The following is a 14,231-nucleotide window of genomic DNA, read 5'->3' as shown; positions in this document are numbered from 1 at the left end:
TTGTAGTATACAATGATTTAATGCCGAACGCCTGGAAACAATGGGATTTCTCGGGGGCTGGGCTCCAGTCGCTCAATCTCGAACTCGTCAAACGCCTGCGCAAGCCCGGCGTAGCCTTCAGCCTGTGGGCCGGCTTTGCGCTCGGCCTCCATGCGTTTTATCTCCATGAACGGCGGCGTGCGCTCGGCTATCTGGCGGCGAGTCTCATGATCGCGATCGCCGCGATCCTCTGGCCGTGGCCGATCGCAGCCGGGCTCGGTGCCCTGGATCTGGCGGTGGCGCTCGCCGACCTCGCGACCCTCGAACGGCGCCTGACCGCCTATAACAAGGCCTTGCGTCTAGCCCTGTCGCTTGGCAAGGGGGCTGCGCCCCCGCCGGACTTTCGCGGCCGCTACACCGATCAGGACGCGGACATACACGACTACATGGCCGTCAAGGAGCAGGAACGCGCCGGCCATTCGACCAAACCGATACCCGCGGCCACGAGTCCGGGTGCGCGCAGGTCCTTCCAGGAACAAGAGGCGGCCCTGCGTGCCCACATCAAGGGCCGCAAGTCCGTCAAAACCCCTCGATCTTGAGGCGTAGATCGTTCGCACTCGAGGCATACTGAAGCGCGATGGCCGGCGCGATGCGCTTGGCCTTGACGAGCGCGAGCAGACAGGCATCAAAAGCCAGCATGCCGTCCTGCACGCTCCCGCGCTTCAGGACCTCCGGCAGATCCTTGATGCGCGATGGATCGGCGATCAGTTCCCGCGCCAACGCCGAGATCGTCAAGACCTCGCAGGCCACCGCCCGCCCCTGCCCATCAGCCCGTGGTAGCAGGCGCTGACTTACCACGGCCCGCAGGTTCTGGGCGACCTTCACGCGCACCCCGGCCTGGGCCTCGGCGGGAAACGCCGTGATGAGGCGATTGACGGCCTCGGCGGCCGCTGGGGCATGGGCCGTGGCGAGCACGAAATGCCCGGTCTCCGCGGCCTGGAGGGCGGTCTCTATGGTCTCGATGTCGCGCATCTCCCCGAGCAGAATCACGTCCGGATCCTCGCGTAACGCGGCGCGCATGGCCTCGTGGAAGGTCGGGGCATCGACCCCGATCTCGCGCTGGGTGATGAGCGATTTCTGTTCGGCGAACAGGAACTCAATCGGGTCTTCGATCGTCAGGACATGCTTGGTCTGGGTCAGATTGACCTCGTTGACGAGCGCCGCCAGCGTCGTGGTCTTGCCGGAACCGCTGGCCCCGGTGACCAGTACCAGCCCGCGCTCCACCTGCGTCAACTTCGCGACCATCTCCGGCAAGCCAAGGCTCGTAAGCGGCGGCACCACGCTGTGGATGACACGCAACACCAGGGCGACGGTACCGCGTTGCCGGAATATGTTGGCGCGCACTCGCCCTATCCCCTTGAATCCACGGGACAGATCGACCTGATGTTCATGCGCGAAGACGGCCCGTTGGCGGGCGTCCATCATGGCCTCACCGATCTCCGCGACACGCTCCACGGTCAACCGCGGCCGGTCATCGAGCGCGCGCAACGCGCCGTCGACGCGCAATATGGGGTGATTGCGGGCACGCAGATGCACATCCGAGGCCCCATACCGGGTGGCCTCGACCAAGACCTGGCTCAACCACTCGAGCGGCTCGCTCGGCGTGGCGGCAATCGGGCTTTCCATATAGCCCTCATTGTAGCAGGGGTACAGGAAATGCAAGCGCATGAGGCGGTTGCGATCAGCCTGCCCCAAAACCGGATCGTCATCTGGCGCCGGAACGTAACCGCGGCGCCATCCAGAACGCACCCGCGACGCGGATCGCGAGACACCGTGCGCTGGCGCATGGCCTCGTAGAGCGTGCGTGCCGCCACACTCCCCTGAACCGCCACGCGGTGAGGCAGAGCCCTGCGGCGCTTCCGGCTAGGCGAGGCGTCAATTCTCGGCGCGATGGTAGAGCGCCATATAGGCGGCATGGCTCAAGAGCGGCGTACGCGCGACTGCCAACACATCCTCGAGGTGGGCCGGGGTGCTAAGGCCTACGAGGGTCGTGCCCAGCCCCGGCGTCGAGCGATTGAATTGCAGGGCGCGCCGGGCGTCATTGGCGAGACCGGGCATGGCCTGTACGAGGATGTCGACCGATTGCCGGGCGAGATGCCCTTTCAATAACCCATGGCTTGCCACGGTATAGAGATTGAGCGCCAAGGCCGCTTGCAGGGTCGAGGCCTCACCCCCCTCGCCGGTGATCTGGTTGAAGCGCGAGAAACCCTCCAGCATGACGGCGTTGAATGGCAATTCGATCACCGCGAAGTGATGGTCGCGCTCCGACCCCGTCACGGTCTTTGCCGCCTTCCCGGCGAGCGCCATGAGCGAGGCCAGCGACAGGAACAAGGTATCATCGGTGGCCACGCGAAAGGCCTGAAAGCTCGACACCCCGTAATGGGCGATGGCACCGTCACGCACCGCCTCCTCAAGCGCCACAAACACCATGGCGAGCTTATCGATCAAGGCCGCCTTGCCCGATACCGGGATATGTACCTCCGGCTGATCCACGAGAAACGCATCCAGGGTCTCGACCCCCAGGGCCACGCGACTTTGTTCGATCTGGGCACGGATATGATCGGGACTCAAGACGTGCGCCCCGGCGCAGTCCTCGCGCCGACCAAGCCCCTTGGCGATGATCTCAGCCTCTATATAGGCCTTGGGATCGGCCGGTGTTTCTCCGGGAAAGGTCACGAACCCCCCCTTGGACATAAGCCACAAGGCCTCGCGCTTCACGCCATCGTCCCAGGCCCGGCGCAGACCGGCGGCGATGGCCGCGAGCGACCGACCGTAACGATAATGGGCGGCGGTATCGATGACATTCAGGCCGCTCACGAGCCCCTTGTGAACGATATCGGCGATCGCCTGATCAGTGACATCGTCGGCGACCCCCGGAAAGGTCCCGAGACCAATGGCGCTCAGCTTCACGCGCCCCTGAAAATCGCTGTAGTGCCCAGGATCGAGATCATGGGCAAGGCTATAGGCGCGCGTCGCCTCGGCGGTTGCGATCCCGGGAATGAGGCGCGCCGCGCGCCGATCTAGGAGGCCCATAGACGCCTCTTCAGGGCCGGGTGAACGGAAAGCGCGGCGATGAGTTCGTGAATCACCGGGCGTACCGGCCGCTCCTCGCCGTATTCCAGGCGGTTGCGAAACAGATCCTCGTAATACGGCTCGTCTTCGTCCTCATCCCAGCCCACGGCGCGCAGCGCGTGACGGGCCGCCTCCGGGAGCGCCTCCGGGAGCGCACGCCCCGACAGCAGCCCCCACACCCCGGTCCAGGCCCGCGCCAGCAGCAAGGGGTGATAACCCCCGCCCCCCGTGGCGAGTACCGGCAATCCGGCGGCCACGACCTGCGCGACGATGTCCAGAAAACCGGCGGTCGATAGCTGGAACCGGCCCAAGGGATCCCCGAACAGCGCATCGGTTCCGGTCTGCAAGACGATGGCGTCCGGCCGGAAGCGCTCCACGACCGGCTGCCATATGCCGGCGAAGACCTTGCGGTATTCCCGGTCATGGGTCTCGCGGGGCAGCGGGATATTGAGGGTGAGACCCAAGGCCTTGGGTCCTCCCTGGTCCTGGAGATTCCCGCCCTTGAAGGGATAGGCGTAGGCGGTATCCATGTGCAGCGAGACCGTCATGACCGAGGCGTCATCCCAGAAGGCCTGCTCGACCCCGTCGCCGTGATGGGCGTCGATATCCAGATACAAGACCCGCAGGCCCTCGGCGCGCAGCCTTAAGATCGCAAGCACGACATCATTGAAATAACAAAAGCCGCGCGCCGCGTCCGGAACCGCGTGATGCATGCCCCCGGCCGGGCTGAAGGCGTGGCATCCCGCAAGCACCGCCTCGGCGGCCTGCAGGCTGCCACCGGTGGCAAGGGCCGGGGTGTAAAACATGCCTGGAAAGTAAGGGTTTTCGATGGTCCCCAATTCGTGGCGGGCGCGATCCTCGGGGCGCACCCGTCCAAAGGCCTCGGCGCGCTTCAAGGCATTCACATAATCGCGGGTATGAAAGCGGGTCAACTCGCCCGCGCTCGCCGGGCGTGAACGCACGAACTCGGAGGGCGTAAGCGCCCCATAGGCCGTGATCACATCGTAGGTCAGGGATACGCGCGGGATGGCGAGTGGATGGTTATGACCGTAACTCGGGCGACGGTAATGGGAGCCACCCACAAATACCGCGCGGCGCCTGGTCCCCGTCTCCGTCCCGATCATGCCTCTTTGAGCCCGTATTCCTTGATGGCGCGTGTGCGCATATAGAGATAAATGTGCCGAAGGGTTCGCACGGTCATCGCCAGCGGGCGGGGCGGCAGCGCATCCTCGCGCCCGCCGGCCAGGCAGTTGCGGTAATACACGAGCTCGCGCAGGTTGTCGCGCACCGCATTGAGCGAGGGGTCACCCTTGACGAAGGCCTTGAAGACCTCGAGGGGATCGGCCTGCTCATCCAGACCCGACACCGGGTGATCGGCGGTCTGCGCAAACACCAGCATCAAGCGATTGACGAGACAGAGCGCACGCTCCACGGCCGGCGCAAGCTCCAGGCGCCCCTCGCGCAGGGCCCCCTCCAGGACGCCGATCTCACCATCCACCTCGCGCATCGTGGCCTCAAGTCCCGAGACTGTCATGCCGCGCTAGACCTCCCGTCGCACATTCCGTAGAATCCGCCCATCTTATCACACCGCCCCCATGACGGGCGGCGTCCGGGAGGCCCATGAAACAGCTCGTGAAGCTCGTGCGTCTAAACAACCTCATCTACAACGCCAATCGCGACCCCCAGGTCTATCGTCGCGTTCCCAAAAAGCCGTTCCGCATTCAGGCGCTGCTCGAAGGCGAGGGGCGCGCCCACGCGCAGGTCATAGTCGACGGGGAGAGCCAGGCACGCTGCGATCAGCAAATCACGCTACCCAACACCTTTACCTGCGAGGTCGCCTTCGACACCGCCGGTAGCCGGGTGGCCACGCTGATCGTCGAAAAGGGCGGCGAGTCCTTCCGGCAAGACCTGCGCCTCGACGTCATAGAACACGCCTGGATCGGCTGAGCTACCAGGCGTACTGGGCGAGGAATTGCGGTAAAACGGTCACGATCTCCTCGCGCGCGTAAAAGCGATCGGCTCGTGACATCCGCATCTCGTCTTGGATGTCGGTGTCCCCGCCGAAGCACAATACGGCGATCTGCAAGAGATATTCCATCCGCAAGGTCCGGATCACGTCGATCGGATCAAAGGCCTCGACCTCGTCGAGATCGAGCAGCAGGAAGCGGTAGAGCAGGATCTCATTCCAATCGCCGGCCTCATCCAGCGAGGTGATCGCCACCATCTCCCAGTCGGTGGGGACCTGGGCCTGCAGCCGCTCACGCACGGCGACATCGGTGGTCATGAGCAGGAACCGGCGCCTGAGGCGCGCGGCGATCGTGGGGGTCGCCATCGGCTAGCCGCCCGCCTCGTCCTCGTCCGTCCCGGGCGTATAGAACTTCCCGAAATAGAAATCGCGGCGGTTCAGATCCTCATAGAGTGCGGCACGCTCGCGCACCCCCTGCTCGACGATCTCGGCTATGAACATCGCCTGCTCGCCATCAAGGATGAAGATACGGCCGACCAGATCCTCGTCGACATTGACGATACGCGCGCTCAAGCCATCCGGGTAATCGATATAGAGAAGGTACGACCGGGTCTCCGGGTCCTCGGGATCGAGGGGCATCAGGGTGACCTTGCCAAGCCACGCAAGACGCGCGGCCTGATTGAACTGGCGGATTTCGAGCTTCTTGCCCTGGCGGTACTTGTTGAGCTCGTTTTTGATCTGGCCTACGTCGGTAACCTTGATCGACTTCATGCGCACCCCCGCCAAAGCCCTTATTGTATGTCGGGGCGCCAACACAAGAAAGGCGGCAGGCACACCACCTGCCGCCCTCATGCATCGCGGGAAGGCCTCAGCCTTTGCGGCCCGCGACCTCTTTCATCACCTTGCGGATCGCACCCGGGGCACTCATGATATTCATGAAGCCGTGCGAGCCCATCATGGACGTATCGGGGAAATTGACGGCAATACGGTAGCGGGGACGCAGGGCGATGACCCGCCGCCCAACGACCATCATCTCATAAGGGAGATAGGCATAGCCGCGGTAGCGATGGACATCGATGATATGCAGGATATGGTGATCGCCACCCTTGCCACTCTTGATACCAAAACCAAAGACCGTGGTCGGCTTAGGCGTCCCCGGGACATTCACTTCGTAAACGAACGACGACGTCGCCACATGTTTCATGAGGTTCGCGCGGATCGTGTTCACCGCTGCCGCGTGGTTCGGAAACCGGCGCACATGGTCGACGTTGTTGAAATACGGCATGAAAAGCGCGTAATGATAATTGCCGGGCTTCAACTCATCGCGCGTGAGCCCACGCCGCGACCCGAATGGGGTCTTGGCCCCAAGCGCTGTCTTTAACGCCATATCGGTCTTGGGCAAGGGACGCAGGCCGTAGGCGACCGCCAGATAATCCGGATTCACATACGACACCTGCCACTTGCCATGCACCTTCGTGATCGATATCCGTTCGACGGCGCCAAAGCCGCCGTTCTTGGCATGCGCCGCAGCCTTCAACATCTCCGGGTAGGTGGCGCACATGATCGTCGTGCGCCGAAACGGCACATACTGGCCGACGATATGAAAGCCATTCGTCGTCAGGGCCTTACGCGTGGCCGCCACGACCTGCGTCATGGTCTCCGAGCCCGCGGCCTGATGGCCGAGAATGAAAGGTTTATAGCGTATATTATGCGCGACCGCCGCGGTACTGACCGCAAGCCCCGCCGCCAAGCAACATCCCAGCCACTGTCTTTTCTCCATGAATCACCCCTGTTCTCCGAGCTCTTAAGAGAAAAAGGGGGCGCAAGGCCCCCCCATATTCACATGATGTGAATGACAAGCGCTCTTGGTGTTAGAACTTCCATCCCCAGTTTGCCTCGAGCTGGTATTCGTGCAGGCTGATCTTGATCGGCGCCCCACCGAAGCCTGCGGGCGCATTGCCGTAGACCGACTGTGGGAGACCATACATGGCTGCCACCGAGACGTCCTGATGGCGCGCCGTGCGGACCGTCACGCCGGCTGTAACATGGCGCTGGATAACGCCGGGTGCAAGTATATTGAATAACACCTGCGAGGCCGGGATTGGCTGGGTATTGTAAGCAAAGCCGACGCGCCCGGTGACGGCGTGATTCAAGGCGATCTGATAACCGAGCTTATAAACCGATATATTTTGCCATCCAAAACCCGGCCCCCCGGCGGAGCCTAACTTGGCACCGGTAAGGAGACCGTTGATCGGATCGGCAATCGCCGGCACATCATTGTAGTAGATCCTCTGGAAATCGAACGCGAGTACCTGATGGGCAGTAGGCTTGAACGCAAGTCCAACGACGCCGTTCGCTGGGATATCGAAGCGGCCCCCGCCGGCGAATAGTCCTGAGTAAGCATTAAACTTGGACATCGTCATGCGCGGCGAGTAGGCGATACCTAGATCGATGCCTGGCAGGATCCGAAACTGGCCACCAACCTTGAAACCCACACCATCTGACGTAGCAGAACCCCGACCACTCAGCGAACCAGGATTAGCCGAGTAACGCGAAAAACCGCTGAGCCCATCAGCGCTGAATGTTTGGCGCGCCACAATCAGACTAAGGCCCAGAGAGTCGTGGCGCATAAATTTGCGCGCATAGGTTGCCTGGATGAAGAGTTGCTGGAGATTGACACCCGTCTGGCCGTCATAAAACGGGCCGCCGGGCACCGGGCCGCCATTCGCCCCGGTAGTCGCCGCCGGGTAATGATAATTCGTACTCATGCCACCGTTGCCATAAATGGCGAGGCCGACATAGTTATCGTGGCTCAGGCGCTGGGTGTAACCGATGTGCGGGATGAGGAAGAAATCCCCATTACTCCCGTAACTACCAGGATTTGGCATTGGACTGCAACCCTGCGCACTGCAACCCGCAGTACCGGCTGTGCCGCTTGAGTAACCTCGATAAGGCCAGAACCCGGCTACACCCAGATCCAAGCGGCTACCCACAAAAGCGATGCCCGCGGGGTTGGTGGCCTGGATCATGCTGTCTTGGGGAAGGGCGGCGCTGGCACCGGCCATGCCGTCACTAATGGTGCTGTATCCGAGTTGGAAATAGCCGGCGGTGGTCGCCAGGGCGGTAGCGGGTAGGGCTATGGCGGCGGCAACGGCCGAGGCCAGCGCCCACTTCTTAGTGCTCACCATGATGTCCTCCTATGGACATGAATCACGAAGGGCGGCAAGGGTGCCGCGTCGTTCGCGTCTTCTGGTATTTTTTCTCGTTAGGTATTGTTGTGTGTGAAGCTCCGGACGCAAACGGACGGGGCAATATTCCCTAAGCGTCACCTTCCTGTCAATATGCAAGAAGGAAACGTCAAGCGGCTCGCACGACCTCGCCAACGGGGTCGTCATAAGCCAAACTTTCTGGAAGACTCCATACAACATTAGGAGACACTTATATGCGTCCTCGATCAACCCTGGTAACGGCGCTACTCATGGCAGCGGCCGGCCTTGGGGTCGCCCACGCATCAGGCTTTGCGATTGCGGAGCTCTCAATCACCGGACTAAGCGAGGCCGATGCCCTGGTGGCGAACACCAACAGCCTCGGTGCGCTGGCCTATAATCCCGCGGCCATGGCCTTTCACAAAGGCGGGTACGACCTCGGTCTTCAGGGGATCTACGATCACACGCAGGTGACGCCCGCAGGCGGTACGGGGACTGTGGTCGCGACCACCCCGCACTGGCAAACGATGCCCAACCTGTTCTGGTCGGACAAGATCGCGCCACACACACGTTTCGGGTTTGGTATAAATGAACCTTATGGGCTACAGATCGCATGGCCCGCGCAAACTTTTCCGACGCTCGCCCACGGATCGGCGGCGGCGCTCGCGCCAACCTACACACAACTGCGCCTCTTCGACGTCGCGCCGAGCTTCTCGTATCGCTTCGGTCCGGTCGCCGTGGACGCCGGGGCCGATTACTACGACGCGCATCGCACGGTGCTGGGGACGCCGCTCGCCACCGTGAGCGGCTCCGGAGACCAGGTCGGCGCGCATGTGGGGGCCTTGGGCCACTGGGGCACACTGGGCGTGGGCATTAATTACCGGTCAGCGGTCAATGTACCGCTCGACGGGACATTCAACGGACCCGGGCGCTCGATCCCCGTCAACACCACCCTGCATCTACCCTGGCAGTTGGCGGTCGGCGTGAGTGAGGCGCTGAACACCAAGCTCGGGGTCGAGCTGGATTTCGATCGCACCGGCTGGAGCCGCTTCAGCAACATGGTCGTCACACCGGCCCCAGCGGCGGGAGGTGGCCCGGCGCTACTCACCAGCACCTACGACTGGCAGTCCTCGAATGCCTACCGCATAGGCCTGCACTACGCCTTGAGTCGTCATGTGCGCCTGCGCGCCGGCTACGCCTATGACGTGACGGGCGCCACGAATAGCGACTTCTCGGCGCGCATACCGGATGCCAACCGCCAGGAGTTCAGTTTCGGGGCGAGCCAGAGGCTGGGGGCCTGGAGTCTGAGCGCGGGCTACATGTACGTGCTCTTCAATACCCGCACCTACGCCTCGACCACACCGCTTACGGGTGCGGATCCCAACGGCACCAGCGCCTATAACGGGACCTACAAGACCCGCGCCCAGCTCTTTGGCGTCAGCATCAGCCGCCGGTTCTCTTAAGGGGCTGGGTTATCGGGGCCGAAGCGGTTACCGCTTCGGCCCCACACCTTACAAGGTCCCGATATCCTCGCCCGCCATCTGACGCTTGACGATCTCGACGTCGCGACGATTCAAGGCAAAGGGGAAGGAGCGAATGTCGGACGGACTGGAGTCGCCGTAGGGGCGGTTGCAGGCCGATATCTCCTCGTCATCCTTACCAGGACATCCCGAGGTCTGAAAGGGCTTGCCCGAGGCAATGAGGTCGGCCAGATCCGCCTCGGTCATCCCGAAATCCACCACCCGGCCTTCGGCATCGAAACGCATGTCGCGGATATGGCCGCCGGCATAATCGATGATGAAACGCGCCAACTGCACGCGCCGCCACTGATCCTTGGGTACCGGCGCCCAGTCCTCCATGAGCGAACCGCGCTCTGGGAAAAATGCGAACATGTGATTGTGGCCGCCCATGTCGGTGATCTTCTGGGCCACCTCCAGTATCTCCTGCTCGGTCTCGCCCATGCCGCAGATGAGATGCGCGCCGAACTTCTCGGGCCCAAAGACCTCCGCCGCCCACTCCAGGGCCTGCCAGTACTTGGCCCACTTGTGCGGGCTGTCCACCGCCTTGCCGCGCGTCCGATCAAAAATCTCGGGAGTCACGGCATCGAGGGCGATGGTAAAGATGTCGGCACCGGCATCGCGTAGCGCCACGAGGTCGGCCTTTTCCATGGTCGTGGGGTTGGACAAGATCGACACCGGGACATGGGGCACAGCCGCGGTCCAGCGCTTCAGCAAGGTCATGGTGTCACGATCGGATTCGGGGTGCGTGATCATGGAGATGCACATGCGCTGGAATTGCCCCTTATCACTGCCCGCCCGCATACGCTCTATGACCTCGTCATAGCGTACCGCCGGCCAGTCCACGCGGATGAAATTCCGATCGGCATAGTCGCGGGCCTCCTCGCGATGACGCGCAAGCCCACAGTAGGCGCAATTCGCCCGGCAACCTTCCGAATAGGTCACGAGGAGATTCAGGCAATGCGTGCAACCGGTTCTATGCATCTGGCCAGGAACGAGACCGAGGGTAATGGCGGCGGCCGTCGACATCTGGACATACTCCGGCGATCGCATGGCCGGGGTCTTCATGTGATAGTTCGGGCGGTAAAAGGTGATCGGCGTCACGGAGTCGGCGGTAGCGCTCATAATGGGTCTCCTCAGCAGAACTTAACGTACGAAGTATTCACGAAACGCAATCCAGCCGCGCTTGTGGGTCTCATCCAAATGGGCCGCCGGCGTATGCCAGCGCTCCATCAACCACTCCCGGCGCGCCACGGCACGCGCCAAGCTCTCGGCGAACTCGTCTTGCATGTCCGCCGCATATTCGTCCAATGCCGCACCGCGTGCCAGAAACTCGGCGGCGGCCAACCCCGCGCGCTCGCCCGACACCACCGCACTGGCAATGCCGGCCCCGGTAATGGGGTGGGTGAGGCCCGCAGCATCGCCTACGAACAGGATACTGTCATGCACCAAAGGGACACGTATCCCGCCGACCGGGATGCTGCCGCCGGTACGCCCCAAGACCTCCGCGCCCACGACCTCATCGCGCATGAGCGTCGCATGCAACCGCTCGAGCGGCGCCTTCAGGTCCCCCGCCAGGCGTCGATCCGCCCCGAGCCCGACATTGGCCACCGGACCCCGCGGAAACAGCCAGCCATAACCGCCGGGAAATTCATCGGAAAGCCAGATATCCGTGTCGTCGTAAGGACGCTGCAGCGGCACCTGGTATTGGCGCGTCTCCACGGTCTTCAATGGCGCGAGCCCCACGCAGCGCGCCACCGTCGAATGCGGGCCGTCGGCTGCGATCAGCACCTTGTAGTGGGCGCGCTCGACATGGCCCTCGGGACCCCGCAGGATGGCGGCGCGCTGCCCGTGCTCGAGCCCCTTTAGGGCCGTCTGGATACGCAACATCGCCCCGGCCCTCGAGGCCTCGGTCGCGAGCGCCTGATCGAACATCGCCCGGTCGACCATGAGCCCCGGAAAATCCGAATGCTCGCAGGCCCCGGAGGGCAGCACACTGCGCATGCCCGCGATCCTTTGCACGAGCGCCGGCTTGGCGTAGCGCCCCATGGTGAGCGGCACAAACTCCGCGCACTGCACGGGCTCGCCGATCGTGCGACGCTTGTCGATGGCCAACACCGAGAGACCGGCGCGCGCCGCGACCGCCGCCGCCGACGCCCCGCCAGGCCCGAGTCCTACGACCAGAACATCAAACGCCGATGCGTTCATGACCTTGGGGCTCGAGCGATCTCAAGGCCTCGCGCAACACCGCCTTGAGGTCCTCAGGCGTCAGCAACAACATCTCGACCGTGCGGTTTTTAAAGAATGCGTCCACCGTCTCATCGACCCTCTCCAGCGCCAGGTCGCGCAGAGCGGCCTCGAGATCGACGATCGCGCGCCGCGGGTTGATAAAGAAGTCCCCCGTGATGAAGGCCTGCTTTAGGCGCTCGCGCGCCGTATCCACCGTTACCATCACGCGCACGAGTCCGCCTGCGGTCTTGCGCATGGCGCTTGCGGTTGCCACCTCGATCCTGGGCCTGTCGGTCTCGAAGATCCAGTCGTCGCCGGCCATCTCGATCCGGTAGCGCCCATACAGGTCGCGCTCGACAGCGCTCAGGTCCCCGGCCTCGAAGGTCACACCCAAGCCTTGCGCGAACGCCCGCGCGAATGCCGCCTGCACCGTTGCTGCCGATGGCGTATCATCCGAAAGCCACGCCCGCAAGGTCGTTATCCGCTCGCGCGCCGAGGCAATGGCCTTGTCGGAAAGCTTTTCCTGGGGTATGCGCAACACCCGTAGCATGCGCTCGACGTCAAAATCGATCAGCACCGTCCCCTGGTAGAGCAAGGCATTGCCGTCGAAGGCCCCGCCGGTCCCGCCGATCTTGCGGCCCGCCACCTCGATGTCATTGCGTGGGCGAAACGCGGCATCCACGCCCAGGGACCGCAATCCTTCCACGGCGATACCGCACACCGTGCGCGCAATCGCGAGCATATCGCCGGTGGCGAATGTGCGGCGGTCCACGAAAAGCTCCCAGCCGATCTGCCCCTGGTCGCAGTAAAGCGCCCCACCACCGGTTATGCGTCGCGAGATCCCAATACCTTCCCGCCGACAGTAGTCGATATCCAGTTCCTGGGAGACGCTCTGATGGAAGCCGATGAGCGCCGACGGCTCGAAGCGCAAAAAACGCAAAGTGTTGGGGGCGCCCGCCTGACAGGACTCCAGCAGTGCGCGATCCAGCGCCATGTTCTCGGCCGCCGGCCTCACGCCGGTATCGATGAGGCGCCAGGCGCGGCTCATGTCCCGCAGCAACCCGACCGTTCTTCGCCGCCCATCACCTTGATCTCGCCGAACACCGACTGGCGTTTGCGGGCCGCGCGCCGTTCACGCTCATGCCGGACGATCTCGTCAAGATCGATCTCGAGCCCCGAATCCGATCCACTCATCGCCATGACCTCGTCGCCTACCGCGATCGAGCAACATGCCGGCGTGACACGCACCGGCCGCTCGAGACGCGCGGCGAGTTCCACCATGCCGTCGCTCGGGTGCGCCATGCCATCCACTCCGGCCATGACGGCGTAGGCGTCGATTAGGCTTTTTACGGATCCCGCCGGCCGTGCGCACCCCAGCAGCAACGGCACGTCCGGCAAGACCGTGCGCGCATCCCCAAAAAACTGCCCCACCTCATGGGGATCGGGTGTCGCGAACGGCCGCAGTTCGCCGGCGTAAGTCGGCATGACCACCACCAATACCAACGCCGAGGGCTTGTGCCGCGCCACGATCTCCAGCGCGTTCCATTCCCCAAGCAGCTGGCCATAATGCAGCCCGACTACGATGTGCGGCACAACCTTCATGGAGGTCTTCGTGAGCGCCTCCAGGGCTCGCTCGAAATCGTCGACCGCGCGCCGCAAATGATAGACTTGGGTAATCGTATCCTGCGCACCGATGACATCCATCATGGCGGCATCGATGCCGGCATCGGCCATGCGCCCGGCGATGGCGTCATCCACGAGCGCGGTGTGCATGGCGATGCGAAACTGCGGGAACTCGTCTTTGATGCGCCGGATGGTGGGATAGTAGCGGTCGTATTCGACCTCGTTGCGGTGGTTCGAGCCGCCCGTCAACAGCATGCCCCCTGCGCCCTGCTCGACGACCCCGTTGACCGCGCGCCACAACTCCTCGGGACTACGCGCCGGGATCATGGGCTCCAGGATCTTGGCCTTGCAGTGGTCGCAGTTCAGCTTGCAGTCGCCGCCCGTGATCGAGATCGCAGGCCAGGCACTACGCCCGCAGTCCCGGATCTCGCTACTCGCGTAGCTCTTGAATGTCGGCGTGTAGAAATGGATCCCCGGAAGCGCCCCCTCGGACGCCGCCAAGCGTTCGACGAGGCCGACATCGAACGCCAGATCTTCCAGCGGTTCGACTGCCTCGAGGATTTCCGACCAAGCGCTCAT

15 protein-coding genes are annotated in these 14,231 nt (G+C 63.3%); 3 read left to right on the top strand and 12 right to left on the bottom strand.

Going from position 1 to position 14,231, the window contains the following annotated elements; genetic code table 11:
- The first annotated feature begins 20 nt into the window (after positions 1-20).
- A complete protein-coding gene (locus tag C4900_RS03720; protein ID WP_065968897.1) occupies positions 21-578 on the top strand; it encodes a hypothetical protein in 558 nt (185 codons plus the stop codon).
- On the opposite strand, the gene C4900_RS03715 is transcribed toward C4900_RS03720, so the two are convergent.
- From C4900_RS03715 to C4900_RS03700, 4 genes are all read right to left on the bottom strand, one after another.
- The gene (locus C4900_RS03715) at positions 559-1,665 is read right to left on the bottom strand and encodes a type IV pilus twitching motility protein PilT (RefSeq protein WP_170132397.1); all 1,107 of its coding nucleotides are present in this window, start codon (positions 1,663-1,665) and stop codon (positions 559-561) included. The two genes, C4900_RS03720 and C4900_RS03715, sit on opposite strands and share 20 nt — an antisense overlap.
- A gap of 249 nt (positions 1,666-1,914) precedes the next feature.
- Positions 1,915-3,072, bottom strand: coding sequence for an aldo/keto reductase (locus tag C4900_RS03710; protein WP_065968895.1), 1,158 nt, complete (start codon positions 3,070-3,072; stop codon positions 1,915-1,917).
- Entirely contained in the window at positions 3,060-4,235 is a 1,176-nt protein-coding gene (locus C4900_RS03705; RefSeq protein WP_114282336.1) for an acetoin utilization protein AcuC, read from the bottom strand. The genes C4900_RS03710 and C4900_RS03705 overlap by 13 nt, the downstream gene beginning before the upstream one ends.
- A complete protein-coding gene (locus C4900_RS03700; RefSeq protein WP_114282335.1) occupies positions 4,232-4,645 on the bottom strand; it encodes a hypothetical protein in 414 nt (137 codons plus the stop codon). The genes C4900_RS03705 and C4900_RS03700 overlap by 4 nt, the downstream gene beginning before the upstream one ends.
- Positions 4,646-4,731: 86 nt before the next feature.
- Between C4900_RS03700 and C4900_RS03695 the strand changes: the two genes are divergently transcribed.
- A complete protein-coding gene (locus tag C4900_RS03695; protein ID WP_065971007.1) occupies positions 4,732-5,058 on the top strand; it encodes a hypothetical protein in 327 nt (108 codons plus the stop codon).
- A 1-nt stretch (position 5,059) separates the two neighbouring features.
- On the opposite strand, the gene C4900_RS03690 is transcribed toward C4900_RS03695, so the two are convergent.
- The 4 genes from C4900_RS03690 to C4900_RS03675 all read right to left on the bottom strand — a co-directional run bounded on the left by C4900_RS03690 (position 5,060) and on the right by C4900_RS03675 (position 8,265).
- Positions 5,060-5,443: a hypothetical protein gene (locus C4900_RS03690; protein ID WP_065971005.1), complete on the bottom strand. Its 384-nt coding sequence runs from the start codon at positions 5,441-5,443 to the stop codon at positions 5,060-5,062.
- Positions 5,444-5,446: 3 nt separating this feature from the next.
- Positions 5,447-5,848, bottom strand: a complete 402-nt coding sequence (locus C4900_RS03685) for a hypothetical protein (RefSeq protein ID WP_065971003.1) — start codon at positions 5,846-5,848, stop codon at positions 5,447-5,449.
- Between the two features lie 97 nt (positions 5,849-5,945).
- Positions 5,946-6,857 carry a hypothetical protein gene (locus C4900_RS03680; RefSeq protein WP_065971001.1) on the bottom strand — a complete coding sequence of 304 codons (912 nt, stop codon included), beginning with the start codon at positions 6,855-6,857 and terminating at the stop codon, positions 5,946-5,948.
- A gap of 91 nt (positions 6,858-6,948) precedes the next feature.
- Entirely contained in the window at positions 6,949-8,265 is a 1,317-nt protein-coding gene (locus tag C4900_RS03675) for an OmpP1/FadL family transporter (protein ID WP_065970999.1), read from the bottom strand.
- A 254-nt stretch (positions 8,266-8,519) separates the two neighbouring features.
- On the opposite strand from C4900_RS03675, the gene C4900_RS03670 reads away from it, so the two are divergent.
- Positions 8,520-9,746 carry an OmpP1/FadL family transporter gene (locus tag C4900_RS03670; RefSeq protein ID WP_083995920.1) on the top strand — a complete coding sequence of 409 codons (1,227 nt, stop codon included), beginning with the start codon at positions 8,520-8,522 and terminating at the stop codon, positions 9,744-9,746.
- 48 nt (positions 9,747-9,794) lie between these two features.
- Here the strand turns inward: C4900_RS03670 and C4900_RS03665 are convergent, their stop codons facing one another.
- From C4900_RS03665 to C4900_RS03650, 4 genes are read right to left on the bottom strand one after another with little or no spacing between them, the layout of a single operon-like run.
- Positions 9,795-10,925 (bottom strand): radical SAM protein, encoded by a 1,131-nt coding sequence (locus C4900_RS03665; protein WP_065970995.1) that lies wholly within the window; start codon positions 10,923-10,925, stop codon positions 9,795-9,797.
- A gap of 21 nt (positions 10,926-10,946) precedes the next feature.
- Positions 10,947-12,008: an NAD(P)/FAD-dependent oxidoreductase gene (locus tag C4900_RS03660; RefSeq protein WP_114282334.1), complete on the bottom strand. Its 1,062-nt coding sequence runs from the start codon at positions 12,006-12,008 to the stop codon at positions 10,947-10,949.
- Positions 11,989-13,077 carry a lipoate--protein ligase family protein gene (locus C4900_RS03655; RefSeq protein WP_114282333.1) on the bottom strand — a complete coding sequence of 363 codons (1,089 nt, stop codon included), beginning with the start codon at positions 13,075-13,077 and terminating at the stop codon, positions 11,989-11,991. Before C4900_RS03655 ends, C4900_RS03660 begins: the two co-directional genes overlap by 20 nt.
- Positions 13,074-14,231: a radical SAM protein gene (locus C4900_RS03650; protein WP_065970989.1), complete on the bottom strand. Its 1,158-nt coding sequence runs from the start codon at positions 14,229-14,231 to the stop codon at positions 13,074-13,076. Before C4900_RS03650 ends, C4900_RS03655 begins: the two co-directional genes overlap by 4 nt.

The sequence above is a fragment of the Acidiferrobacter thiooxydans genome (assembly GCF_003333315.1).
Taxonomy (GTDB): Bacteria; Pseudomonadota; Gammaproteobacteria; order Acidiferrobacterales; family Acidiferrobacteraceae; genus Acidiferrobacter; species Acidiferrobacter thiooxydans.
The sequence above is the reverse complement of the archived record's forward strand: the minus strand, read 5'-3'. Positions and strand labels throughout refer to the sequence as shown.